The 22663-nt window shown below is 65.7% G+C and carries 32 protein-coding genes and 1 tRNA gene; 19 read left to right on the top strand and 14 right to left on the bottom strand.

Going from position 1 to position 22663, the window contains the following annotated elements; all coding sequences use genetic code 11:
- Nucleotides 1-64: 64 nt before the first annotated feature.
- Nucleotides 65-634: a cysteine hydrolase family protein gene (locus tag LAQ58_RS15960; RefSeq protein WP_224448425.1), complete on the top strand. Its 570-nt coding sequence runs from the start codon at nt 65-67 to the stop codon at nt 632-634.
- Between the two features lie 62 nt (nt 635-696).
- Here the strand turns inward: LAQ58_RS15960 and LAQ58_RS15955 are convergent, their stop codons facing one another.
- Both LAQ58_RS15955 and LAQ58_RS15950 read right to left on the bottom strand, forming a co-directional pair.
- Nucleotides 697-1197, bottom strand: coding sequence for a PaaI family thioesterase (locus LAQ58_RS15955; RefSeq protein WP_224448424.1), 501 nt, complete (start codon nt 1195-1197; stop codon nt 697-699).
- 267 nt (nt 1198-1464) lie between these two features.
- Complete coding sequence (locus tag LAQ58_RS15950; protein ID WP_224448423.1) at nt 1465-2442, bottom strand: DUF8155 domain-containing protein; 978 nt, start codon at nt 2440-2442, stop codon at nt 1465-1467.
- Between the two features lie 113 nt (nt 2443-2555).
- Between LAQ58_RS15950 and LAQ58_RS15945 the strand changes: the two genes are divergently transcribed.
- Nucleotides 2556-3245: a lipoate--protein ligase family protein gene (locus LAQ58_RS15945; RefSeq protein WP_224448422.1), complete on the top strand. Its 690-nt coding sequence runs from the start codon at nt 2556-2558 to the stop codon at nt 3243-3245.
- A 21-nt stretch (nt 3246-3266) separates the two neighbouring features.
- On the opposite strand, the gene LAQ58_RS15940 is transcribed toward LAQ58_RS15945, so the two are convergent.
- On the bottom strand, nt 3267-3458 hold the full coding sequence (locus tag LAQ58_RS15940; RefSeq protein ID WP_224448421.1) for a hypothetical protein: 192 nt from the start codon (nt 3456-3458) through the stop codon (nt 3267-3269).
- A gap of 129 nt (nt 3459-3587) precedes the next feature.
- Here LAQ58_RS15940 and LAQ58_RS15935 point away from each other — a divergent pair, with 129 nt between their 5' ends.
- On the top strand, nt 3588-4910 hold the full coding sequence (locus tag LAQ58_RS15935) for a dihydroorotase (RefSeq protein WP_224448420.1): 1323 nt from the start codon (nt 3588-3590) through the stop codon (nt 4908-4910).
- Between the two features lie 134 nt (nt 4911-5044).
- On the opposite strand, the gene LAQ58_RS15930 is transcribed toward LAQ58_RS15935, so the two are convergent.
- On the bottom strand, nt 5045-5314 hold the full coding sequence (locus tag LAQ58_RS15930) for a hypothetical protein (protein ID WP_224448419.1): 270 nt from the start codon (nt 5312-5314) through the stop codon (nt 5045-5047).
- Nucleotides 5315-5507: 193 nt separating this feature from the next.
- Between LAQ58_RS15930 and LAQ58_RS15925 the strand changes: the two genes are divergently transcribed.
- The 4 genes from LAQ58_RS15925 (at nt 5508) to LAQ58_RS18955 (ending at nt 7287) form a co-directional block, all read left to right on the top strand.
- Nucleotides 5508-6044 (top strand): DUF7529 family protein, encoded by a 537-nt coding sequence (locus tag LAQ58_RS15925; RefSeq protein ID WP_224448418.1) that lies wholly within the window; start codon nt 5508-5510, stop codon nt 6042-6044.
- 134 nt (nt 6045-6178) lie between these two features.
- Nucleotides 6179-6580 (top strand): 30S ribosomal protein S6e, encoded by a 402-nt coding sequence (locus LAQ58_RS15920; protein WP_224448417.1) that lies wholly within the window; start codon nt 6179-6181, stop codon nt 6578-6580.
- A gap of 55 nt (nt 6581-6635) precedes the next feature.
- A complete protein-coding gene (locus tag LAQ58_RS15915; protein WP_224448416.1) occupies nt 6636-7070 on the top strand; it encodes a DUF7112 family protein in 435 nt (144 codons plus the stop codon).
- Between the two features lie 94 nt (nt 7071-7164).
- On the top strand, nt 7165-7287 hold the full coding sequence (locus tag LAQ58_RS18955) for a hypothetical protein (RefSeq protein WP_255594930.1): 123 nt from the start codon (nt 7165-7167) through the stop codon (nt 7285-7287).
- Between the two features lie 42 nt (nt 7288-7329).
- Here the strand turns inward: LAQ58_RS18955 and LAQ58_RS15910 are convergent, their stop codons facing one another.
- Nucleotides 7330-7527: a hypothetical protein gene (locus LAQ58_RS15910; protein ID WP_224448415.1), complete on the bottom strand. Its 198-nt coding sequence runs from the start codon at nt 7525-7527 to the stop codon at nt 7330-7332.
- Nucleotides 7528-7619: 92 nt separating this feature from the next.
- Here LAQ58_RS15910 and LAQ58_RS15905 point away from each other — a divergent pair, with 92 nt between their 5' ends.
- Nucleotides 7620-8066 (top strand): DUF5807 family protein, encoded by a 447-nt coding sequence (locus tag LAQ58_RS15905; RefSeq protein WP_224448414.1) that lies wholly within the window; start codon nt 7620-7622, stop codon nt 8064-8066.
- A gap of 32 nt (nt 8067-8098) precedes the next feature.
- Here the strand turns inward: LAQ58_RS15905 and LAQ58_RS15900 are convergent, their stop codons facing one another.
- On the bottom strand, nt 8099-9322 hold the full coding sequence (locus LAQ58_RS15900; RefSeq protein ID WP_224448413.1) for a DHH family phosphoesterase: 1224 nt from the start codon (nt 9320-9322) through the stop codon (nt 8099-8101).
- A 264-nt stretch (nt 9323-9586) separates the two neighbouring features.
- Here LAQ58_RS15900 and LAQ58_RS15895 point away from each other — a divergent pair, with 264 nt between their 5' ends.
- Nucleotides 9587-10027, top strand: coding sequence for a CBS domain-containing protein (locus LAQ58_RS15895; protein ID WP_224448412.1), 441 nt, complete (start codon nt 9587-9589; stop codon nt 10025-10027).
- Between the two features lie 42 nt (nt 10028-10069).
- Here the strand turns inward: LAQ58_RS15895 and LAQ58_RS15890 are convergent, their stop codons facing one another.
- The gene (locus LAQ58_RS15890) at nt 10070-10507 is read right to left on the bottom strand and encodes a universal stress protein (protein ID WP_224448411.1); all 438 of its coding nucleotides are present in this window, start codon (nt 10505-10507) and stop codon (nt 10070-10072) included.
- 158 nt (nt 10508-10665) lie between these two features.
- Between LAQ58_RS15890 and LAQ58_RS15885 the strand changes: the two genes are divergently transcribed.
- Nucleotides 10666-11118 carry a universal stress protein gene (locus LAQ58_RS15885; RefSeq protein WP_224448410.1) on the top strand — a complete coding sequence of 151 codons (453 nt, stop codon included), beginning with the start codon at nt 10666-10668 and terminating at the stop codon, nt 11116-11118.
- Nucleotides 11119-11134: 16 nt separating this feature from the next.
- On the opposite strand, the gene LAQ58_RS15880 is transcribed toward LAQ58_RS15885, so the two are convergent.
- The 3 genes from LAQ58_RS15880 to LAQ58_RS15870 form a co-directional block, all read right to left on the bottom strand.
- A complete protein-coding gene (locus LAQ58_RS15880) occupies nt 11135-11893 on the bottom strand; it encodes a creatininase family protein (RefSeq protein ID WP_224448409.1) in 759 nt (252 codons plus the stop codon).
- 129 nt (nt 11894-12022) lie between these two features.
- Nucleotides 12023-12556 (bottom strand): GNAT family N-acetyltransferase, encoded by a 534-nt coding sequence (locus LAQ58_RS15875; RefSeq protein WP_224448408.1) that lies wholly within the window; start codon nt 12554-12556, stop codon nt 12023-12025.
- Entirely contained in the window at nt 12553-12921 is a 369-nt protein-coding gene (locus tag LAQ58_RS15870; protein ID WP_224448407.1) for a universal stress protein, read from the bottom strand. Before LAQ58_RS15870 ends, LAQ58_RS15875 begins: the two co-directional genes overlap by 4 nt.
- A 144-nt stretch (nt 12922-13065) precedes the next feature.
- Between LAQ58_RS15870 and LAQ58_RS15865 the strand changes: the two genes are divergently transcribed.
- On the top strand, nt 13066-13818 hold the full coding sequence (locus LAQ58_RS15865) for a DUF5806 family protein (RefSeq protein WP_224448406.1): 753 nt from the start codon (nt 13066-13068) through the stop codon (nt 13816-13818).
- A gap of 89 nt (nt 13819-13907) precedes the next feature.
- Nucleotides 13908-14264, top strand: coding sequence for a hypothetical protein (locus LAQ58_RS15860; RefSeq protein WP_224448405.1), 357 nt, complete (start codon nt 13908-13910; stop codon nt 14262-14264).
- Nucleotides 14265-14429: 165 nt separating this feature from the next.
- Here the strand turns inward: LAQ58_RS15860 and LAQ58_RS15855 are convergent, their stop codons facing one another.
- Nucleotides 14430-15527 (bottom strand): aminopeptidase, encoded by a 1098-nt coding sequence (locus LAQ58_RS15855; protein WP_224448404.1) that lies wholly within the window; start codon nt 15525-15527, stop codon nt 14430-14432.
- A gap of 77 nt (nt 15528-15604) precedes the next feature.
- Nucleotides 15605-15997, bottom strand: coding sequence for a VOC family protein (locus LAQ58_RS15850; protein ID WP_224448403.1), 393 nt, complete (start codon nt 15995-15997; stop codon nt 15605-15607).
- Here LAQ58_RS15850 and cbiE point away from each other — a divergent pair.
- Entirely contained in the window at nt 15996-17072 is a 1077-nt protein-coding gene (gene cbiE, locus LAQ58_RS15845; RefSeq protein ID WP_224448402.1) for a precorrin-6y C5,15-methyltransferase (decarboxylating) subunit CbiE, read from the top strand. The genes LAQ58_RS15850 and cbiE overlap by 2 nt on opposite strands.
- A gap of 43 nt (nt 17073-17115) precedes the next feature.
- Here the strand turns inward: cbiE and LAQ58_RS15840 are convergent, their stop codons facing one another.
- A complete protein-coding gene (locus tag LAQ58_RS15840; RefSeq protein ID WP_224448401.1) occupies nt 17116-17520 on the bottom strand; it encodes a CBS domain-containing protein in 405 nt (134 codons plus the stop codon).
- Nucleotides 17521-17594: 74 nt separating this feature from the next.
- Here LAQ58_RS15840 and gnd point away from each other — a divergent pair, with 74 nt between their 5' ends.
- From gnd to LAQ58_RS15810, 6 genes are all read left to right on the top strand, one after another.
- The gene (gene gnd / locus LAQ58_RS15835) at nt 17595-18533 is read left to right on the top strand and encodes a phosphogluconate dehydrogenase (NAD(+)-dependent, decarboxylating) (RefSeq protein ID WP_343217951.1); all 939 of its coding nucleotides are present in this window, start codon (nt 17595-17597) and stop codon (nt 18531-18533) included.
- Between the two features lie 93 nt (nt 18534-18626).
- Entirely contained in the window at nt 18627-18920 is a 294-nt protein-coding gene (locus LAQ58_RS15830; protein WP_224448399.1) for a hypothetical protein, read from the top strand.
- A 61-nt stretch (nt 18921-18981) separates the two neighbouring features.
- Nucleotides 18982-19221: a YMGG-like glycine zipper-containing protein gene (locus LAQ58_RS15825; protein ID WP_224448398.1), complete on the top strand. Its 240-nt coding sequence runs from the start codon at nt 18982-18984 to the stop codon at nt 19219-19221.
- Nucleotides 19222-19295: 74 nt separating this feature from the next.
- Entirely contained in the window at nt 19296-19886 is a 591-nt protein-coding gene (locus tag LAQ58_RS15820; RefSeq protein ID WP_224448397.1) for a 2Fe-2S iron-sulfur cluster-binding protein, read from the top strand.
- 388 nt (nt 19887-20274) lie between these two features.
- Nucleotides 20275-21576 (top strand): RNA-guided endonuclease InsQ/TnpB family protein, encoded by a 1302-nt coding sequence (locus LAQ58_RS15815; RefSeq protein ID WP_224448396.1) that lies wholly within the window; start codon nt 20275-20277, stop codon nt 21574-21576.
- Nucleotides 21577-21613: 37 nt separating this feature from the next.
- Nucleotides 21614-21686: transfer RNA gene (locus LAQ58_RS15810), tRNA-Arg, on the top strand.
- Nucleotides 21687-22110: 424 nt separating this feature from the next.
- Here LAQ58_RS15810 and LAQ58_RS15805 read toward each other — a convergent pair.
- Nucleotides 22111-22527 carry a Rieske (2Fe-2S) protein gene (locus tag LAQ58_RS15805; protein ID WP_224448395.1) on the bottom strand — a complete coding sequence of 139 codons (417 nt, stop codon included), beginning with the start codon at nt 22525-22527 and terminating at the stop codon, nt 22111-22113.
- Nucleotides 22528-22663 lie beyond the last annotated feature (136 nt).

Here is a 22663-nt window from a genome sequence, read left to right as displayed (position 1 = left end):
TCGTCCGGTGTCGTTGGGCGGTCGTCCGCCAAACGATTTATTCGCTGCACCCGGAGGGAACCGTATGTACGACCCGAATCGAACCGCCCTCGTCGTCGTCGACATGCAGAACGGCTTCTGTCACCCCGACGGTAGCCTCTACGCCCCCGGGAGCGAGGACGCCATCGACCCGGTGTCGACGCTCGTCGACCGCGCGCACGACGCCGGTGCGCACGTCGTCTACACCCGCGACGTCCACCCCCCGGAACAGTTCGACGGCAACCACTACTACGACGAGTTCGACCGCTGGGGCGAACACGTCGTCGAGGGGACGTGGGAGACCAAACTCGTCGCCGAACTCGACGTCCGCGACGACGACCACGTCGTCACGAAACATACCTACGACGCGTTCTACCAGACGGAGCTGGAAGGGTGGTTGAACGCCCACGGCGTCGAAGATCTGCTCATTTGCGGGACGCTGGCGAACGTCTGCGTGCTCCACACCGCCGGTAGCGCCGGCCTCCGCGACTTCCGGCCGGTGCTCGTCACCGACGCAATCGGCCACATCGAGGAAAATCACAAGGAGTACGCCGTCGAACACGCCGACTGGCTGTTCGGCGAGACGACGGCACTCGACGAAGTGGCGTTCGACTGATCGGCGACCGACCATTTCATCGGGTTTAGCAACCGAGCCGTACTCCTAAGCGGCGAGCCGAGTTATCTGAACAGTCGGTAGGCGGCCTGACCGGTGGCGACGGCTTCGGTACCTCCGTCGGGGGTCGGACTTTCGACAGTGATTTCGCTGACGCCGATGCTTCCGCCCGCCCGGACGACTTCGGCCGTCGCCGTCAGGTCGCCGGAGGCGCGGCGCAGGTAGTTCACGTTGAGATTCACCGTCGCGACGCCGCCCTGGGTCGGGTCGTCGAACGTCGACCGCTGGGCGACGCCCCCGACGGTGTCGATGAGCGTCGCGGCGACGCCCCCGTGGATAGTCGGCGGCGAGGTGGTGTTGGTGAGTTTCTCGTCGTACGGAATCGACATCACGACGCGCCCGCGTTCGATGCTATCGACGCGCGTGTTCAGCCACGAGAGGTAGCCGTGTTCCCGCTCGATGAACTGCTGGAGCAGCGCCGCCGCCTCCGGCGGAACCGCCTCCGAGTCGGTCCCGGTCCCCGAGTCGTCGCCGACCGTCGGGTCGATCTCGTCCGAGTCGTCCATACTCGTGTTCTCCCGCGGAGCGGTTTGTAGACCGCGATTCTCCCCGCGAAGCCGTGAGGTTCGTCGGTGGTGTGAGCAAGAAGTACAACGAGGGCAAGGAGTGCGAGGCGCAGTACTGGCCGACGACAAGCGCGAGGCGGCGCTGATCTACGAAGCGTGTGGGAGAAAGTCGAGGCGGACGAGACGTACGCGGAACGGCAGCGGACCCACCGCCGGCAACACGGATAACGCTCGACGCCGCACCCGCTCGCCGCTCCAACGGCCGACTCACCCGAGTCGAATCGGGTCGTCGCTCGGCGAGAGTTCGACGCGAACCACGTCGCCGACGGCGAACTGGTGACCAGTGTGAAAGACGAGTTTCGCGCCGAAGTTCGGGTCTTGCGCGAGAAACAGCGAGAGACCGGTCGCGCGCTCGCTGTTGGCCACCACGTCGAACGAGTTCCAGCGCACGTCGCGTCCACTGGCGACGCCGACTGGAAACCCGAGAAACGAGAGCGACGTGTCCGGCTCGTCCGACTCGTCGATCGCGTCCGAGGTATCTGCTGCGCGCGCCTCGTCGTCAGGAGTCGGCGAGAGCACGCCGCCGCCGTCGTAGTGCGCCAACCCGCCGTCGAGAATGCGCCCGTCGTCGTCGGCAATTCCCGCGAAGTACGCGCCGGGGTCGGGATGTGAGGGCGCGTCCAACAGTGCGTACGTCTCGCCGACCTCGACGACGGTTCCCGAACCGTCCCACGCGAGCGGTTCGACCGGGACGTCCAGCGACACTGGGAGCGACCCGCCCGCGCGGTAGGGGTTCTGGCCGGTGTGGCGGAAGCCGAGGTGGACGTGGTTGTCGACCCACTGACCGAAAAAGCCCGACCGGACCATCTCGCCGAGCGACTCGCCCGCCTCGACGTAGTCGCCGGGTTCGACCGCCGGGTCGACGTGGAGGATACGGGCAACGTAGTCGCTCTCGTCGTCTCCGTCGTCGCCGCCGGTCGTCTCCGCGCCGTCGACTCGAACCCCCGGCGAGTTCGCCTCGTCGACGGCGACGAGGATGAGGTTGTCTTGTTCGACGGCGTACGGTTTCGGCGGGGCGCGAACCGACTTCGTGTCGATCACCTCGCCCGAAACCGGCGAGATGCCGTCGTTCGTCTCGGGGTAGAAGTCGACGGCGCAGCCGGCGTCGTGCGCCGGATACGGCGAGTTGTACAGCGAGAAGCGCCGGTAGCGTTCGACGACGGGCGAAGAGAGCGTGACCGCCATTGCCGGAGGGTGGGAGTCCGAGAGCATAGCCCCGTCGAAGCTAGCGAGGAGAGCAGGGACACGGGAAGCGAGAAGCCGAGACGGTTACGTGCGCCGGGGTCGCAGTGGAGAACATGCGAGTCGTACGCGGTAGAGCGAGCGACCCGGAGGCGGATCGCGAGGTGACGGCGGCGTTGCTCGAAGACGCCGCCGAGACGGGCGTTCCGGCGCTCCGGGTCTGGTCGCCGCACCGCCAACTCGCGTTCGGACGGCGCGACGCCCGCGCGGAGGGCTACGACGCCGCCCGCGAGGCGGCCGAGGTGCGCGGGTACCCGCCCGTCGAGCGAAGCGTCGGCGGGCGAGCCGTCGCCTACACCGGGACGACGATCGCGTTCGCGCACGCCCGCCCGGTCGAGGACATGCGGCGTGGGTTGAACCAGCGGTACGACGACGCCGTAGCGACGGTGATTCGCGCACTTGAAACGGTAGGCGTCAACGCCGAACGCGGCGAACCGCCGGAGTCGTTCTGTCCGGGCGCGCACTCCGTACAGTGCAACGGGAAGATCGCGGGCATCGCCCAGCGCGTCCGCAAGGGCGCGGCGCTCGTCTCCGGGTGTATACTCGTCGCCGACCACGAGGAAATCTCGCAGGTCTTAGAGCCGGTGTACGCGGCGCTGTCGGTGCCGTTCGACACCGAGTCGGTCGGCAGCGTCGCTCGCGCGGGAGGGGTTGACGACGCCGAAAAAGTCGCTTGGGCGTTGGAGGACGCGTTTGTCGAAGACCGAGAGACGACGGTCGAGCGCGTCGAAGCGGCTACCGGGTAAGCGTCGGTACGAGTGAGACGCTCACCGGAATCGTCGGTAAAGGCGGAGCAGCAGCGAGACAGCCGTTCCGATTCCCCGCACGCGCGACGAGAGCGCGGCCGCGGCGAGGAGCAGGACGCCGCTGATACGCCGACCCTTGGCGAACGCGACAAGAGCGTCAACGAGCGTCGAGACGATGCTCAGTTTGTTCATCGAATTAGTGTTGGTCGTCATCCACGTGAGAGACGGCGCGAGAGGTAATAAGGGATTCTCGGCGTCGAGTCAGCGTCTCCGGACCGAGCGCGCTCGCGCGGACCGTCACCGTTTACCACCCCGGCCGACGACAGCCAGGCAGTCCAAACAATGCTCATCACGCACGCACGCCTCGCCGACGGCCGCGAGGTCGACGTCCGAACCGAGGGGAAGACCATCGCGGCGGTCGAAACCACGGGGACGCTCTCGGCCGACGCGGACGAACTCGAACTCGACGCCGACGGACGGTTGCTTCTACCCGGCGCAATCGACGCGCACGTCCACTTCCGACAGCCCGGTTACTCGCACAAGGAGACGTGGGTGACGGGGTCGAAGAGCGCCGCCGCCGGGGGCGTCACCACCGTCGTCGACCAGCCGAACACCAACCCCCCGACCATTGACGGCGACGCGTTCGACGAGAAGAGCGAGTTCGCCCTAAAGTCGCTCGTCGACTACGGTATCAGCGGCGGCGTCACGGAGTCGTGGGATCCCGACTCGCTGTTCGACCGCCCGCTGTTCGCGCTCGGCGAGGTGTTTCTCGCCGATTCGACCGGTGACATGGGTATCGACGCCGACCTCTTCGCCGACGCCGTCGCCCGCGCCGCCGACGCCGGCGCCACCGTGAGCGTCCACGCCGAGGACGCCGAACTGTTCGACACGTCGGTGAAAGGAACAGACGCCGGCGGCGAGGGCCGCGAGGCCGATGCTGACCTGTGGAGCGCGTTCCGGACAGCAGAAGCCGAGGCCGCCGCCGTTGAGCGAGCGCTGGACGTGGGCGCGGAGTCGGCGGCGTCGATTCACATCGCCCACACCAGCACACCCGAAGGCGTCGACGCCGCGAGCGAGGCGGGGGCGACCTGCGAGGTGACGCCACACCACCTCCTGCTGTCGCGCGAGGATCTCTCGGAGCTGGGCACCTACGGGCGGATGAACCCGCCGCTGCGGAGCGAGGCGCGCCGCGAAGCCGTCTACGAACGCGTCGCCGACGGCACCGTCGACATCGTCGCCACCGACCACGCGCCGCACACCCGCGAGGAGAAGGAGACCGACCTCTGGAGCGCCCCCAGCGGCGTGCCGGGCGTCGAGACGATGCTTCCGCTGCTTTTGAACGAGGCCCGCGAGGGACGACTGACGTACGAGCGCGTCCGCGACCTCACCGCGGCGAACCCGGCGCGCATCTTCGACCTGCCGCGGAAAGGCGCGGTCGAAGTCGGCAGGGACGCTGATCTCGTGCTCGTCGACCCCGACGAACCGAGGACGATTCGCGGCGACGGCCTCCACAGCAACTGCGAGTGGACGCCGTTCGAGGGGTTCTCGGGCGTGTTCCCGCAGGTGACGACGCTCCGCGGGCGCGTCGTCTACGACCCGGCGGGCGAGACGGGCGCGCTATCGGCGACGTTCGGCGACGCTACGGGAACGAACGTCAGAGAGTAGTCCGTCCGACAGTCGCTCGTCCGGCGATAAGTCGTCCGACCGTACGTCGCTCGGAAAAATAAAGCCGCAACCGTCGAATCCCGAGGAACGTCTCGGGGGATGCGTTTCGGCTGTCGGTCAGTCGTGGCGCAGTTTTATTCGAGGACGCGGCTCAGCAGACCCTGGCTCTCGGGGTTGACGACGACCGAGTTCTCGAGTCGGTCGGCCATCCCCTTCTGCCGCATGTAGCTCGCGAACGCGAGGAATGTCGGCGGCCAGAGACCGATGAAGATGCCCTGGGTCTTGTTGCCGCGGATGTAGAACTGATACCACGACAGCGCCACCGAGAGCCCCGACGCGATGAGCGCCACGTCGGCACCGGATTCCTCGGTTTCAGCCATCTGTTCCTTCGAGCTTCCTGCCATCTGGTTCTGCGATTGCCCTAAAATCGACATTGCATAGGATAGAGCCACGACGACACGTATGATTGTTGTGCCTTATTTTAGCGCGAAAACAAGTAGCGAACGGCGAGAGTCGCCCGTCGGAGTCTGTCGTCACGGACGGATTCACGGCGTCGCCGAAACGAAGCTTTTTGCTCTCGCTCCGGCAGGCGCTGGTATGAACGACCATCCGCTGGCTGGTAAGGAGACAGCGTGGGAAGCCGTCGTCGCCGACATGGAGGCGACGGCCGAGGCGTACCGAGACGAGGGGTGGGAGACGACGGAACTGCATCCGGGCGACGTGATACCGCTAAACGGAGTGAACATCGGATTGGGCGCGAGCGACGACGATAGGGACGATGACAGCAGCGGCGGCGACGGCGACGATGGTGACGACGGCTGGAGCGGACTGGACGTGCTGCTGCCCGGCAACGAGTTCACCGCCGTCGAAGCCGTCGTCGAGGCGGCGACGTTCGACGAGTCAGAGGTGCTCCGGACGCGCGAAGACGGCGTCGTCCTCGCGGTGTTGGTGATGAAGGCGTCCGCCGACCGGCAGGTCGTGCTCGTTCCGCTATACTACGATATCGCCGACATTGCGGGCGTGGCGAACGCCGCCCGGAGCGCTGGGCGTCTCGAAGTGGCGCTCCGACCGCTGTCGAACGACCAACGGGTGCTGTTCGCGCTGGACGACCCGGAGTTGGTACTGCCGGAGTGAGGGTGTGAGTCGGGTGGGCGAGTCGATGGAACCGGTCGCACCCGCCGAAACACCCGACAACGCCCGGGAGGAGGCGCGAGCAACCGGCGACGCCTTTCGACGTTCTTTTTATCCGCGACCGTTTCCTACCCCGTATGGCAGATTTCAAAGTCGTCGTCGCCGACCCCGAAGACGGGACGACGCACCAGTTCGACGTGGACGGACAGGACGCGAACCGATTCCTCGGCCGAGAGCTCGGCGACGAGGTCGACGGCGGCGCGGTCGGCCTCAGTGGCTTCACCCTCGAACTCACCGGCGGCTCCGACAAGGCGGGCCGTCCAATGCGCGGGGACGTCGCGGGGCCGAACCTCAAATCGCTGCTGCTGGAAGGCGGCGTCGGCTACAAACCCTCCCGTGACGGCGAGCGCAAGCGCATCAGCGTCCGCGGTCGCGAGATCAGCGAGGAAGTCGTCCAGATAAACGCCAAGGTCGTCGACGGCGGCAGCGTCGCCGACGCCCTCGGCGGCGACGAGGAAGGCGACGAAGGCGACGAGTAACTCTCTGGAATCCGATTTCCGACCGTTTTTCTCCGGCGAGTTCGGAGTGACGACCATGCCGGACCGAGTGTCTCACGACAACCCCTCGGTGACGACGTACCGCGCCCGACTCGAACGAAGCGGCGGCACGCGGCGTCCCTGTCTCCGCCTCCCCGCCGAACTCGGCGACGGCGTCGGCGCGGGCGACGTCGTCCGACTCGTCCTCGACGGCGACGAGCGCCACGCGAAAATCGACGGCGACGCCGACTGCCTGCTGATTCGCGGCGCGTACGACAACCGCCGTCTCGCGCGCACGCCCGGCGAAGGCGAGAACCGACTGGTCGAGTGGGCCGAGTCGAACGACCGAAACCCGGGGACGAGCGTCGAACTCGACGAAGTCGAGGCCGGTTACCTCTACGGTCTGCGCGTGCCGGGTAAGCGCGCTGTCTACGAGGTGACCCGACAGCCGAAGTCGTCGCTGGCGGACATCGCGCGGCAGTTGGACGAGTAGCGGAGAGGAACGCCACGACGCGGCGACCCGTGGCGACTCGCCGCGACTGCGACCATCGTGTGGAGTTATGATGTCAGTGAGACAACTAGTATCCATGGGAGTACTCTCTCCGGCCCTCCGCCGAACGGTGCGCGACCACTCGACGGACGTCGTGTTCGTCTTCCTTCTCGCCGTCTGGATTCCCGTCTCCGAGGGCTGGCTGGTCGAACCGTTGTAAGCCACGCTGTACCCGTTCTGGCTGCCGGGCTACCTTGCGGTTCTAGGCGCGTCGGGCGTCCGAAATATCTACCTCCCGTGGCTCGGCAGCGGACAACTGTTCTACGACCTCGCGTTCGCGCTCCTGTTCCTCGACGCGGCGCTGGTGGCCCGCATCCTTCGGTTCGTCGCGTGGGTGTATCGGGCGCGGCGTAGTAGGGACGGCGGCAACGGCGGCGACCGCGGAAATGGCGGTGACCACAGACGCGACGGGCGGAACGAAGGTCGAGTCGCGTAACGTACTGACGACTCACAGTCACGCGCTTTTTACCGCTGGCACGCCGACGGGATGCCATGAGCGACCGAGAGGAGTTTCTCGCAGGCGAGCGACTCGACGACGTGGCGCTGTTTCTGACCGACGACTACCTCGACGAGCAGGGGAAGATAGCCAACTACGGCGAGACGGTCGACGGCGGCGTCGTCCTCGTCGAACCCGGCGACGATGGGCGGCGGTTGTTCGCCGCCGGAACCGGGATGGACGCGATGGAGTTCGCGCAGGGTGCGATGGGCAACGAGGGAGCCATCGCCGACGACCTGAGCGGCGGGGAGTGCCCGGCCGCGGGCGCGGACGAGGAGGAAGAAGGCGAAGCCGGCGACCACCGTGCGAAGTTCGTCTTCGCGTTCGCGGAGGCGCAGAACGAGGAGGTCGGCGGCATCTACGCCGACGGCGACGTGATTCACGCCTACGCGCAGTGCGAGTGCGGGCTGTCTTACTCGGATCGCTGGGTCGTCGACGCGTAGTTTGTGGGCGCGTCGCGCGCTCTGCGGCCGATTTACAGCTCGGTTTCGACGCCTTCGTCGTCTTCGTCTTCCTCTTCTTCGACCGCTTCGGCGACGCGCTCGAAGGCGGCCAGGATGACGCGTTTCGCCGCGCTACCCTGCGTGCTCCAGTGGTGCGCGTAGTCGAGCATGTCGTCGTAGATGTCGGGTTTACAGCCTGCGGCCCGCGGGTGACCGCCGCCGTCGACGTAGGCGGCAACCTCGTGCGCGCGCTCGAAGCCCTCCGAACCGCGGATGCTCGCGCTGCCGGCGGGTTTGACGACGAAAGCGGCGTCGGCGCCCTGCTCGCGGAGCGCCTCGGCGACTTCGTTCTGCGAACAGCGGCCGTAGGTGACGCCGATGGTCCACTCGCCGACCTGTTTGAACTCCGCGCGCGAGACGGCGAGGTCGATGAGTTTCTCCTTCTCGATGCGCCGGTGTTGGACGTACGCGAGCGCCTGTTCGGGGAGGTCGGCGCCGTACGCGCCGACGACGGCGACGTACTCCTCGTTGTCGACCCAGTAGGCGTAGTCGGCGAGATCGTCGCTGCGGGCGTCCTCGCGGATCCAGAGGTCGTGGTCGCGCGTCACGTCGGCGAGTTCACGGAACCGTTCGGAGAAGTCGTAGTCGAGCGAGCGGAGCGCCACGTCGGTCGTACACTCCTCGTCGGAGTCGCCGACGACGAGGTCGACGCCCGCCTCGCGGACCGCCGCCGCGACCTCGTTGTCCCACTGGTGGTGGTCGAACCAGCGGACGCTGTCGGCGCGGGCGACGAGCGCCTCTAGTTCCTCCTCGACGTACTCGTACTGGTCGGGGCAGAGGTCGCAGACGTACGCGTCGATTCCGTCGTCGGCGTACTCGGCGACCCGTTCGAGCGCGTCTTCCACGTTGTGCGGACTCGCGCCGACGAGCGCCACTGGCGAGTCGACCGTCTCGTCTTCCTCTTCGTCCGCTTCGTCGACGGCGAGTCCGTCGTCCGCGATGCGGCTCTCGATATCCGCGAGGAACGGTTCGGGGTCGAGCGCCGAATCGTACAGTTCGCGGATCAGCGCCGCGCAGCCGAGTCCGTCGGCGTCGAGGTCGGCGACGACGACGGCTTCAGCGCCCTCGACCGCCTCCTTGACGCGTTCGTCGGCGCGCTCTTCGTCGAGCGAGTCGGGGTAGAAGAAGCCGGTTCCGGGCAGGAGCGATTTTCGCGAGAGCGGGAGTCGTCCGGAGTCGATGAGGTCGTCGTCCATACCGCCACGAGGTGTGGCGGGGTGAAAACGGCCGTGGTTCGCTGAGCGGGAGCGAGGCGAAACGCATCGAACCCCGGACGAACACCGTTGGACAGCATGTTTGGTAACGGCAGACGGAGAACTAGCATCGATTCCCCGGCACAGTCGTCCGGTTTTCCTCCACGAGACAAACCGCGTCGAAGCGCGAGGTGGCGTGTAAACTATCCATTTACACAGACAGTATTGTGTGAGTAACTAACGTCATACGCTCCTACAGGCGAATCGATGTCAGGAAGTGCACAGGGGATGCAGCCCGGCGCGGAGGCGTCGGATGCGACGATGGGACTGCCGGTGTACGCCGTCTCGCAGCGAACGCCGTTAGCGACGCTCGCCGAGCGACTCGACCCGAGCGGCTGCGTCGTCGTTCTCGAGGGCGAGCAACCGCTCGACGTGCGGAGTCCGCGGGAGTTGCGCCGCGATGAGACGGACCCGCTAGCACCCGAGACGGTCGGCGACCTCACGCCTCGGAAACCGCTCGTTGTCGACGGAGCGACGACCGTCGGGGCGTGTCTCGAACGGGCGCTCGAAAGCAACGAGCGGTTCGCACTCGTTGTCGACGACGCGGACCGCTTGGCGGGCGTCGTCGGCCGGTGGCAACTGTTTGCGGCGGCAGAGCGCGACGAAACCGACGCGGCCGTCGTCGAGTTGCTCGTTGAGGCGGAGTGAGGAAAGACGGGAGAAATCGACAGCGTCGATTCCGAACGCGACTCAGACGCTCTCGGAGGTGTCGAGTTGCCGAACCGTGAGCACCGGAACCGGACAGGTTCGGACGACGCGCTCGGCGACGCTACCGATGAGGAACCGGTTCTCGCCGTGTCGGCCGCGCGTACCCGTCGCGACCACGTCGGCGTCGTTTTCGCGCGCGTAGTCGCCGATGACGGCCGCCGGTCGGCCCTCCCGGACGGCGGTGGTCACCGCTCGGTCCGTCTCCGCACGGACGGTTTCGAGCGCCTCCTCGCCGCGTTCGTGGAGCGCGTCGCTCATCTCCTCGCGCAGTCGCTCCGGCGACGAGTCCACTTCCCCGCTGTCGACGACGTAGAGCGCGTGCACCGACGCGTCGAACGTCTCCGCGAGGTCGAGTGCGACTGCCACCGCACGGCGAACGCTCTCGGATCCGTCCGTCGCGATGACGATGGTGTCGAACATATCGCCGCGTTCGCCCGGCCGCGGCATAAAACCACGCGCGACCGGCGGGACGGGCGAGAGAGATGCGACGGGACGCTTCGGAACGGTTCGTAGCGTTCGCGGCGGACCGCGGCGACTCGGGGGGAGCGTTTTTGATGCAGGCCCGCACAGAGAGGGGTATGACGACGCCCTTGGAACTCGACATCGTGCTGGTCCCGGTCGACGGGAGCGACGAGTCGACGGTCGCCATCGAGTACGCCATCGGCATCGCCGACCGGTACGACGCCGCCGTCCACGCCGTCTACATCCTCGGCGAAGAGGTGGTTCGCGCCATCGAGAGCGACGCCGTCGACGAGGACGAGGTGGCCGCCGAGACGGAAGCGTTCACCGACAACGTCGCGCGAATGGCCGAGGAGAACGACGTCGAGATGACTACGTCGACCGCCTACGGCTTCTCGACGAACGTGAAGACCCGACACCCCGGCAGCGTCGTCCTCGACACCGCCGAGGAGCTCGACGCCGACTTCATCGTCGTTCCGCGCGAACCCGTCTCGGGCGACCCCGGCGAGGTACTGGAGAAAGCCGCCGAGTACGTGCTCCTGTACGCGAGTCAACCGGTGCTGTCGGTCTGAAGAGAATTCCGCAGTCTCAGACCGCGTCTCGCTCCGCCTCGATTCGCTCGACGTACGCGCTCGTTAGCTTCGAGAGAATCGCCTCGCCCGCCTCGGGCGTCGCCTCCCGCGGGTCGCCGAGGACGCCGTTCTCCGTTATCGCCTTGAATCCCTCGCTGAGCAGCCGCGAGACTGAGATGTCGCCCTCGCGGCCGAGTTCGAGTCGGTCGGTTCGCACGAGGTCCTCGGCGACGGCCATGACGATGGCCGTCTCGGCCGCGCCCGCGTGAATCACCGGTTCCTCGTAGTCGACGCCCGCCTCGCGGAGTCCCTCGTTCATCAGCGTCATGAGCGTGCCGAGCTCCGCGAGCGCGACGACGTTGGCGTCGAGTTCGCGAGCGATTTCGGGGGCGACGGTGTTGACCGGTGCGAAGTTCCCGCCGTGGGTCGGGACGAGGACGAGATGCTCGAAGCCGTGGGCGTCCAGCGACCGGCAGTACGACCGAATCAGATCCATCAGCGTTTCCGGCGGAATCGTGATCGTGCCGGCGAACTCCATGTGATGGCCCGAGCAGCCGGGTCGAATCGTCGGCGCGGCGAACGCGTCGCCGAGTTCCTCGGCGATGCGCCGCGAGAGTTCGTCGCCCGCGAGAGTGTCCATGATGAGCGGGAGGTGCGGGCCGTGTTGTTCGACGGAGCCGACGGCGATAATCGCGGTCCGCGTCCCATCTTCGAGCGCCGCCTCGACGTCCGTCCACGTCTTGTTCTCCAGCAAAACGTCTCGGTTGGTACTCATATGCAGTGTGCTGTGCGTTAACAGGCTTAACCGTACGGCTGTCGGCCGTGTGTGCCGGAAGCGGTTACGGAGCGTCGATTGAGCGTCGACGGAGCGTCGAGAAGAGATGTCGGGACGGAATCGCGCGGGTTAGTTGAGGCGTAGCGCCATCTCCAACTCGAAGCTCTCGGTGCTACTCGTCTCGAAGCCGATTTTCTTGTAGAGCGCGACGGCCGCGCGGTTCCACCGCTCGACGGTGAGCCACACTTTCTCGACGCCGCTCGTCTGGCCGTGGCCGAGCAGCGCCTCGATGAGGCGGGTGCCGATTCCGGCACGCTGGTACTGCTGGAGGACGAAGATGGCGAGTTCGTAGGCGTCTTCGTCGGGGACGAGCGTCGCGTGTCCCGCCGCTTCGTCGCCGTGCCAAGCGACGACGTTCAGACAGTCCGAATCGAGAATCGTGTCGAGCCACGACCGGATGCGCTCCTCGCGACCCGGCGGGATTCCCTGCGCGCGGTCGGCGGGGTCGAACTCGGTGTACATCTCGACGAGACGCTCGTAGTCGTCGCCGTCGGGGTCGTAGACGCGGATCTCGATGGGTCGGTCCTCGCGGTCTTCGAATCTAACGGGCGGGGCGTCGAACGGCCCCGCCGGTTCGTCGGGGTAGAGACGTTCTCGCTTCATCGCACTAGTTTCACCGTCTTGTGGGAGTTCAGAAGCACGAACTCGGCGATGCTGCCGATGTTTATCTTGCCCATCGGACTGCGCTGGCCGCCGCCGAGGACGAGTTGGTCGAACCCGCCGCTCTCGGCGAGGTCGACGAGATTACTGCCGGGGTCGCCCTCGACGTGTCGGATTTCGGCGTCGATGGCGGCCGCATCCAGTTGCTCGCGGACGCGCGTCTCTATCTCGTCCGGCGTCGCGTCGGAGTCCGGGTTGTCGACGATGGCGACGGTGAGGTCGTCGTCGGCTGCGACCGCTCGTTCGACCGTCCGTTCGAGCGCATAGTACGAGTCCTCGCTTCCGCCGATTCCCAGTAACACCTTCATGTGCGAGGCAGTCGCAGGCGGAGGTCAAAACAGTTACCGCCGAAGCGGGCGGCCACCCCCGCCAGCGGTCGCTTCGACGACACTCGACCGACGACGCTCGGCCGACGCCGACAACCCTTTTGTACCCGGTTCACAAGGGCGGGTATGGCAGACGACCCCGCGACGCCCTCGGAGTCGCCGGAGCGAGAGACGACCAACGGTGAGCGCGACGAAGCAGTCGATGCCGACGAACGCGCGACGGAATCGACGGACTCTGCGGCGACGGAGCGGACGACGCCCGAAGGGGCGACGAACGACGACGGCGCAGAACCGGCCGACGCCGACGAACTGGCCGAGGACTCGTCACTCGAGAGCCCCGAAGGGGACGTGCCCGAGGACGTCCAGAAGTACGCCCGATTCAAGAAGATGGACGGCGCGCAGTACGACCGGGTCAACGGCTTCCTCCGCGACCGGACGTACATCACCGCCCGCGAGTGGGCCATCGCCCGCCTCTGCGCGGACTTCCGGACCGAGACGGGCGTCGAGATGACCAAAATCGGCGAAAACCTCCCTCGTCTCGTTCCCTTCATGACCGACACGTACACCCCGCAAGCCGTCAATCAGGCCCGCTCGTCGTTCGAGGGGAAGGTGAAGAAGTCGGGCGCGACGTTCCTCTACGGCGCGATGAGCGGCTTCTTTACCGCCGAGGAGTTGGACGAGACGATGTACGAGGTGACCGAAATCGCGAAGTTCCTGCTGGAGGTCGAAGGCGTCGATTTGGCCGTCGCAGAGGAACTCGACGCCGAGGAGCGGATTTCGAGCGTCATGCGCGAAGTTCGACAGTCGAGCGCCGAACTGCGCGCCGAGGAGGTCGAGTGTCCCGAGTGCGGCCACGTCCACGAACCGAAGCAGGGATAGTCAGTATCCGAGTCTCGTCGCGCCGGCGGTGCCGACCGGCCGCTGTCGACACCCACACTACTTCCTATTTGGACGACGTTACCCCGTGTATGGTCGACGAAGAACTCGGAGAGGCGACTATCGTCTACGAAGACCCCGACGACGGAACCGTCGAGAAGAACGTCCAGAACGAACACATCGCGTACTTCCAGGACCACTGGCTGGTGAAAGTCGGCGAGGACGACGAGGGCCGCGACGTCGTCCGGCGGATTCCGGCGACGCGGGTGTACCACGTCGAGCGGACCGTCGAGCGGTTCGAGGAGGAGGTCAAGACGATCCGTGACCAGGTGCAGTCGTTCACCGACGACCTGCGATCGAGGCTCCTCGGCGGCGGGGACGGCTCTGACGAACAGACCGGACCGCTCAGCATCGACGTGGAGAACGAGAACCACGACGACAACCGCTGAACGCTGATTTCACTCCGTTAAGCGCCCGATTACGCCGCCGACCGTGGCGTCTGCGGCCTCTCCTCGGTGTCGAACGGATAGCCCTCAACGTCGACGAGCGTCGTTCGCGTCTCGCTCGGATCCGTTCGTCTACTCCTCGAAGAGCGATAGCTAACGCTCGGGCGATTAGGCCTCAAAGCCGTCCTCCCACCGGAACGTTCCGTTCCGTTGGACGACCTCACCGTCGACGAGCATTCTCGAGTCCTCGCTCATGTCGGTAATCATGTCGACGTGGACCGCCGATTGGTTGCCCGCCTTGCCCTCGGGGAGACAAGAGTCGTACGCCCGACCGACCGCGAGGTGGACCGTGTCGCCCATCTTCTCGTCGAAGAGGATGCTGTCGGTGAAGCGGTCGATGCCGCGGTTCATCCCGATGCCGAGTTCGCCGAGGCGGCGCGCGCCCTCGTCGGTGTCGAGAATGTCGGCGAGAACGTCCTCGTTCGTCCCGGCACTGAACTCGACGACTTCGCCGCCCTCGAACGTGAGGTGCACGTCGGTGAGGCGCTTGCTCTGAATGGTCATCGGCACGTCGAAGTACACCTCGCCCTCGGTGGCGTACGGAGCCGTGAACACCTCGCCGGAGGGGAGGTTGTGCGAGTCGTAGGCGACCGACGCGGCGGAATTCACCGCAGTGCGACCCTCGATCGACATCGTGAGGTCGGTGTCCTCTTTCACGATGCGGACCTCGCTTCCGGCGTCGAGCACGTTTTTCATCTGCGCCATCTCGTCGGCGAGCGACTCCCAGTCGCGGAGCACGGCGTCGTAGACGAACTGCTGGTACTCCTCGTAGGCCATCCCGGCCTGCTGGGCGAGCGAGCGCGTCGGGTGGACCGTCGCGACCCAGTCGGTCTTCATGCGAGCCTCTCGCGTCCCCTCGCGGGCGTGAGCGAACGCGCGCTGCGTCTCACCGGGCACGTCCGCGCTCGCCGTCGTGTTCCGCCCGCCGCCGAGGCGGAGGTACACGTCGGCGTGTTCGAGCAGCGCGAGTTCGTGCGCCGGGTCGTCGTCGAACTCGCCGTCGTGCGCCTTCAGGTACGCCCGCGACACCTCCGCGGAGTCGTACAACGTGACGACGTTCGCGCCGCGCTCGCCGAGTTTTTCGGCGACGGCGACGGCGAGGTCGTGGGCGTCCTCGGCGACGCTGACGACGACGTCGTCGCCGGCTTCGATGCGCGCGCTCCAGTCGACGAGCACCTCGGCGTGCTCGCGTACTCTCTCGTCCATGCGCGTCCGGATGGCGGGCGGGCGGGAAAAACGGATGGATTCGCGAATGGGTTCGGACGGGGAAGCGACGGACGCGTCTACTCGCCCGTCTGGGCGGCGCTGGCGGCGAGTTCGACGAGATTCCCGTCGGGGTCACGAACGTACACCGAGGTGATTGGTCCCGTCGTGCCGGTTCGCGCGACCGGACCTTCGACGACGGCCACGCCGGCGTCGCGGAGGCGCTCCTCGACGGCGTCGATGGACAGCGCCGTGAGGACACAGAAGTCCCCCGCGCCGGGCGTCGGGCTGACAGCTTTCGGCTCGAACTCGTCGCCGGCGGGATGGAGGTTGATCTTCTGCTCGCCGAACTGCAGCGCCGTCCGCCCCTCGCCGTAGGTAACGATTTCAGCACCCAGCGCCGAATAGAACGCGCACGTCTCCTCGATATCTTCGACCGTGAGCACGAAGTGGTCGATACCGGTGAATTCCATGCGCTTCCGGAGGGCGGCGGGTGGTAAGAGACTCCGGTTCCGCGCCGCGGCCGTGACTGAACCGCCCTCAGTCCGACGCGACGCTCCGACAGACTGCTCCGAGTTCCTCGACCGATTCGACGAGTCGCGGCGTCCACCGGTTCAACACGGTCCCGTCGAAGACGTGGACGTTCCCGCGCTCGACCGCCGGGAGCGACTCCCAGCCTGGTCGCGAGGAGAGTTCGCCGAGGCGCGCCCGCGTCTCCTCGGGGTCGGAGCTACACGGCGCGACGACGAGCACCTTCGGCGCGTGGTCGATGATGTCGGCCCACTCGACGGCGACGCTCGACTGTCCCGGATCGGCGAGACCGTACTCGCCGCCCGCGGCGGCGACGACCTCGGGGACCCAGTTGCCGGCGATCCGAAGCGGGTCCATCCACTCGACGACGGCGACCCACGGTATCTCACCGAGCGCGCCGTCGAACTGCTGGCGGACGCCGATGTCGTCGTCGGCTTCGAGACAGTGCTGGACCTCGTCCGCGACCGGACCGACGCCGCGTTCGTTCGCTGTTCGTACGGCGACCAGACGACTCGGTTGGACGAGTTCGGTGAGCGAGTGGTCGAAGGAGAACACGGCGTCGCGGTGCTGTGGGGCGACCCGAACGTCTCGGGCTACCAGTTTCTCGGCCGCGTCGAACGCGCCGTCGACCGGCCGGTACGGGTGGTTCCGGGCGTCTCGGCGGTGCAACTCGCCGCCAGCCGGGCGCGGACGCCGCTGGAGCAGTCGACGGTCGTCTCGCTGCACAAGCGCGGGGCACTCGCCGACGAACTCGAACGGCTCGCGGTGGACGTCGGGAGACGGCACCTGCTCGTCATCCCGCGACCGTCCGACTCGATGCCCGAGCGCGTCGCGGCACACCTGCTCGACTCCGGCGCGAACGCCGAACGCGAGGCGCTCGTCTCCGAGCGGCTGAGCTTTCCGACCGAGTCCCAAACACGGACGACGCTCGGAGCGTTGGCCGCCCCCGTCGACAACGACGACAACTCGGGGGAGAGTTCGTTTGACGACCTGAGCGTGTTGGTCGTGCGTCGGTGACGGCCCGCTCGGGGGAACCGTTCTCCCGCGGCTGCCGCCTCCGTCACCCGTCGAACATCGAGAGAATGCGCGTCAGGTCCTCGCCGTACTGGACGAGCGCGTCCTCCAACCGGACGACGCCGACGAAGTCGCCCGCGTCGTCGACGACGGCGGCGCGACGGGCGTTCGCGTCCGCGAGGTGGGCGACCAACGCCGAGAGGTCCTCGGACTCGCGGACGGTGACCAGGTCGCCCGACAGCACCTCGCTCGCGGTTCTGCCGTCAAGGTCCTCGCCGGCGACGTACGCGCGGCCGATGTCGGCGGGCGTCAGGAGACCGAGCGGTCGCTGCTCGTCGAGGACGGCGACGAGTTCGAGCGACTCCTCGCGCATCGCGGCAGTCACGTCGCCGACGGGGGTCGTCGGCGCGGCGGTCGCGACGGCCGTGTCGAGGATGTTTGTGAGCGTCATGCCGAGAGGAGTACGGCCGCAGGGAGGGTAAGTCCAGCGGCGCTCGCAGCGCGAGCAGTCTCGCGAACGAGCGACTGACGAACCACAATCCCTTACCCCCCTCCCGAGAACCACCGAGCATGCGAATAGGCGTCATCGGACTCGGACGGATGGGGCAGATAGTCGTCGAACGAGTCGTCGACGCGGGCCACGACGTGGTCGCGTTCGACCTCAACGAGCGAGCGGTCGAGACCGCCGCCGACGCGGGCGCGGAACCCGCGACGAGCGTCGAGGACCTCGTCGAGAAACTCGGCGACGAGAAGCGCATCTGGCTGATGGTCCCGGCCGGCGACGCCGTCGACGCGACGCTCGCGGACCTCGACCCGTACCTCGACGACGACGACGTGGTCGTCGACGGCGGCAACTCCCACTTCGAGCGCTCCGTTGAGCGCGCGAAAGCCTGCCGGGCGGCGTACCTCGACTGCGGTACCAGCGGCGGCCCCGCGGGCGCCAAACTCGGCTTTTCGCTCATGGTCGGCGGCCCGCAGTGGGCGTACGACGAACTGACGCCCGTCTTCGACGCCGTCGCCACCGGACCCGACGGTCACGACCGGATGGGACCGTCGGGGTCGGGTCACTACGTGAAAATGGTCCACAACGGCGTCGAGTACGCACTGATGCAGGCGTACGGCGAGGGCTTCGAACTGCTGGCGGACGGTCGTTACGACCTCGACCTCGAAGCCGTCTCGCGAACGTGGAACAACGGTGCTGTCATCCGATCGTGGCTGCTCGAACTCTGTGAAGAGGCGTTCACGGAGGAAGGGTCGAACCTCGGCGACGTTGCCGACCACGTCGCCGGCGGATCGACCGGCACGTGGACGGTGCAGGAGTCGCTCGAACAGGAGGTGCCGGTGCCGCTCATCTATCAAGCGCTCGCCGAGCGCTTCGACAGCCGAAACGAGGGACGGTTCTCGCGGCGACTGGCGAACCGACTCCGATACGGGTTCGGGCGGCACGAAGTCGCTCGCGAGTAGTATCGTCTTCTCGGAAGGAACGACCGGCCTCTCGGAACGCACGGACGGTGCGAGGCTATCTCCTCGGCGTGTAGGAGTACAGAGGAGCGAACGATGACCTCGGTTTTCCGCGGTTTCGAAGTACAGTTCCGTAGAGGACTCCCGCTGGTCGGGTACGGTGCGGTACCCGCTATCGTGACGCTTCTGGCAGCCGTCGTCGGGCTCTACGTGATGGCGGCGACACTGCGCGGAGTGCTCAGCTGTTTCGGACTGGCGGTCAGTGCGAGTCTCGTCGGCACTGCGCCGGTCGTCACCGACGAACTCCTCGGACGACTTTCCGACGTCCGTCGAACCGCGGGCAGTTGCCGGCGACAGCGGCCGTCCGTCTCGACGACGACGGTTCCGTAACTCAGAGGGAGCCTCGACGAACCGAGAACAGTGTTATTTGACTCGGTGACGTAGGGGGAGTATGGACAGCGCATCTATCCACCTTCGACGGATGCTGAGCCGCGCTCGGTACGCGGCCATCGGCGCAGCCATCGGTGCGGGTCTCGGCGGACTGTTCAGCAAGGAAGCCGCGAGCACCGGCGGGGCCATCGGCGCGCTCGTCGGGGCGACGTTCGGCGAGACGCGCGTGACCGCCCGAGATCGAATCGATCGAATACGAGCACGGGGCGAAGAGGAGTTCAAACGAATTCCGCTGGAGTAGTCGGGCGGCGCGACGGCCGGTAAGCCGTCGGAGGAATCACAACTGTTGTAAACCAGCGCTCCGTAGCCGCCGATATGGCTCTTATCGACCCAGTGGCGGTTGGACTGGGCGCGGCGCTGACGGCGCTGGCCGTCGCGATGCACTTCTCGAAGGGGACGGGGTGGACGTCCACCGCCGACATCTCTCAGGAAGTGCTCGATCAGCGCGCGTCGACGGTCCCCGAGACCGACTTCCCCGAACCGATGAACCGTTCTATCGGCGGCGGCGGCGCCGTCGCCGTCGGCGGCGCGGCCGCGGGCGAGGAAGGCGAACTCGAAGAGGGCGAGGCCGAAGAGGAGAGCTCCAGCCCCGCCGACATCCCCGAGGACGAAGTCGAGTACTTCGAGGTGGAGTTCGTCAAGGAGGGCGAGACCGTCGAGATTCCGAACAACCAGACCGTCCTCGAATCCGGCGAAGAGGAAGGCTGGGACCTCCCGTACGCCTGCCGACAGGGGCAGTGCGTCTCCTGCGCGGGGCAGATCACCTCCGGCGGCAACTCTGAGGACTACGTCGTCCACGACAACCAGCAGATGCTCGACGACGGCGAACTTGACGAGGGCTACACGCTCACCTGCGTCGCCTACCCGCGCGCGGACTTCACCATCGAGACCGGCAGCGCGCCGTAACTCGGCGACTCGGCAGTTCACGTCTCTTTCGTACTTTCTTCGTCTCTCTCGTCTTCGTCAGTTCTCTATATTTTCGCCGTCTCCATCCCTCGTTCGTCACCAGGTTTGAGGAGACGGGCTGGGCGTTGGACAGGTTCTGGGCGCGATAGCCGCCGTGTGGTTCATGCGAGGGACGTGGAAGCGGTCTATTCTGTCGTCAATACGTTGAGCGCGGATGCGGCGTCGCCGACCGAAGTGTACGGTCATACGGATACAAGGAGGAAGCCCACGGTTTTAGCCGTTGGAGGAATCCGACTATTATCTACAAATCCCACGGGCGATAGCGAGCCGAGTTCCCCTACGTCAATATCAATCTTTATAAATAATTCGTGTAATATGTGAACTAACGATGGAGGTAATTCGCACTGTCAAGGTCAAACTTGACGTTCCTGACGAGCGGTGCGACGATCTCCATCAGACCAAAGACCAGTTTCTCCACTGTGCGAACACAACCGCAGAGTGGGCATGGAGACACCCGAACGACTACTGCGTCACCTCGAAACAGAAAGCCGAGAAAGCCCTCTACGAGCGATTACGTTCAGAGACGGAGTTGACCGCAAACCTCGTGCAGAAAGGGATTCGACGCGCTATTGAGGCCACAAAAAGCGGTGTCGCTCGTCTCAAGAAAACCGATAACACGAGTCAACCACACTTCTCGGCATGGAGCGTCGTTTACGACAAACGCTCTGCGACGTTCCATCGCGACCACGTTTCGCTCTCAACCGTGAACGGTCGCGTCGAGTGCGACTACGTGATTCCCGACAATCCAGAGGGAACACCGATTGGCGAGTACCTGCTGAACGAAGGCTACGAATTCCGTATGTCCACGTTACAGTACGACCGCGCCACTGAGTCGTTCTACCTCCACGCACGAATGCGCCGAATCGAAAGTGACGAGCAAGAATCACCCACGACTTCTTTTTCCGATGCCAAGCACAGAACAGTCCTTGGCGTTGACCTGAACGTGGACGGATCGCTTGCCGTGACTTCGACTGGTGCATTCATCGGGAACGCGGACGAGATGAACCATCGGCGTCGTGAGTTCGAGAAGACTCGTGGGTCAATGCAACAGACAGGTACACGGTCGGCACACCTGTCGATTCAGTCGATGCAAGACCGTGAACACCGTTGGATACAGGATGAGTTGCACCGCGCCTCCAATCAGATTCTCGAAGAAGCGCGTGCCCACGACTGTACCCACGTCGTGTTCGAGAACTTGACCGATATTCGCAATCGGATGGCTAGTGCAAAGCGATTCCATGCGTGGGCGTTCCGACGCCTGTCCCGGTACGTCGAATACAAAGCCGCGATGTTTGGCATCGAGGTCAAGCAGGTAAGTCCAGAATATACGAGTCAGCGGTGTTCTGCGTGCGGGTTTACCCATGAGAACAACAGGCGGTCGAAGCATCAGTTCGTGTGCCAGAAGTGCGAGTACGAACTGAACGCGGACTATAACGCGAGCAAGAACATCGCTCGCAAACTTCTCAAGAGACTCCACTCGGGGCAGAAGTCTTCGAGTGGAGGCGCACCCTGTCAGTGTGCGCTAGCGTCAGGGACGCTGAACCTAAACGGCGATTTCTACGCCTACTCCGTTACGGAGGTAGAAGGTGAGTCCACTGACAAGCCCACGACTGAAGTCGTGGGTCATTGACAACGGTTATAGCCAGTTATCGTGTAGCTTGGATAGAGGGCCCGTAGCTCAGTGGACAGAGTGCTTGGTTCCGGACCAAGATGTCGCGGGTTCAAATCCCGTCGGGTCCGTTCTTTCACTTCTTGAAGCAGAATCACAAGAGGGTGTAGCACCGCTACTGGAACCTTTTGTGAGAGTTAGCCAGATTGGTTCCAGTTAAAGTCGATGTTGTACCACGGCGGCATTCTCACCGAACAAGGAACTGAGCCACATCGACTCGACCCCGAGACCGATGTCTGGCGGTTGCGCGAACCGTTAGAGATCACTCCCTGAGTTCAAATCTCACCGAAACGAACGACCAGTGCGACGTCTGTGGGGGACAGACCTGCATCGTCGAGTCGTTTCGTCATCCGTCTCGCTCATCGGTGAAACGTCGAACGAACCCGCGGAGATCGTTACCAGCTGGTCAGACGGAGCGACGCCGAGGAGAGAGTGGACAGACGGTTGCCGGAGTTGGCCGATCATCGCTCGTTCGGTCCGACCCAATTCGCTCGCTCAGAATCCGATGTGAGACGTCGAATCGGGGCCGTCGTCGTCCTCGACGCCGCCGCCGCGCAGGTAGGTGTAGTTGTCGTCGGTGAGAAACACCCCGCCGTCCTCGACGGCGATGTCGACTCCGGGCAGCGACGTTCCCGCGGCCTCGCCGTTGTCGCACGCTCCCGAACAGGCGTCAAACATCGAACCGTGCTTCGGACAGATTAGCTCGCCGTCGCGCATGGCGGCGCCGGACCCCCGATCGAGCCGCTGGTTCTCGTGCGTGCAGTTGTTTATCCACGCCTCGACGCCGGGGTCTGTCTTGCACGGGACGAGTATCACCTCCCGTTCGTTGGTGAACGCGTCTTCGACGGTGAACAGGTACGATCCCCTCTCGGGAACGTCTTCGAGGTCTGCGATTCGCGCACCTTCGACCATCGACGACGTTACTCGGGGGTCGGTAATGTACCCATCGCCAGTCACGTACCAGAGAGTCAGAACACAGCGGTACGGGTCGACCGAACGACTGCGAGAACGGCCGTGAGGTTGCTTCGAACGGGAAATCGGGACTCGA

It is taken from the genome of Haloprofundus salilacus, assembly GCF_020150815.1.
GTDB lineage: Archaea > Halobacteriota > Halobacteria > Halobacteriales > Haloferacaceae > Haloprofundus > Haloprofundus salilacus.
This window is presented reverse-complemented; position numbering and strand designations above follow the sequence as displayed.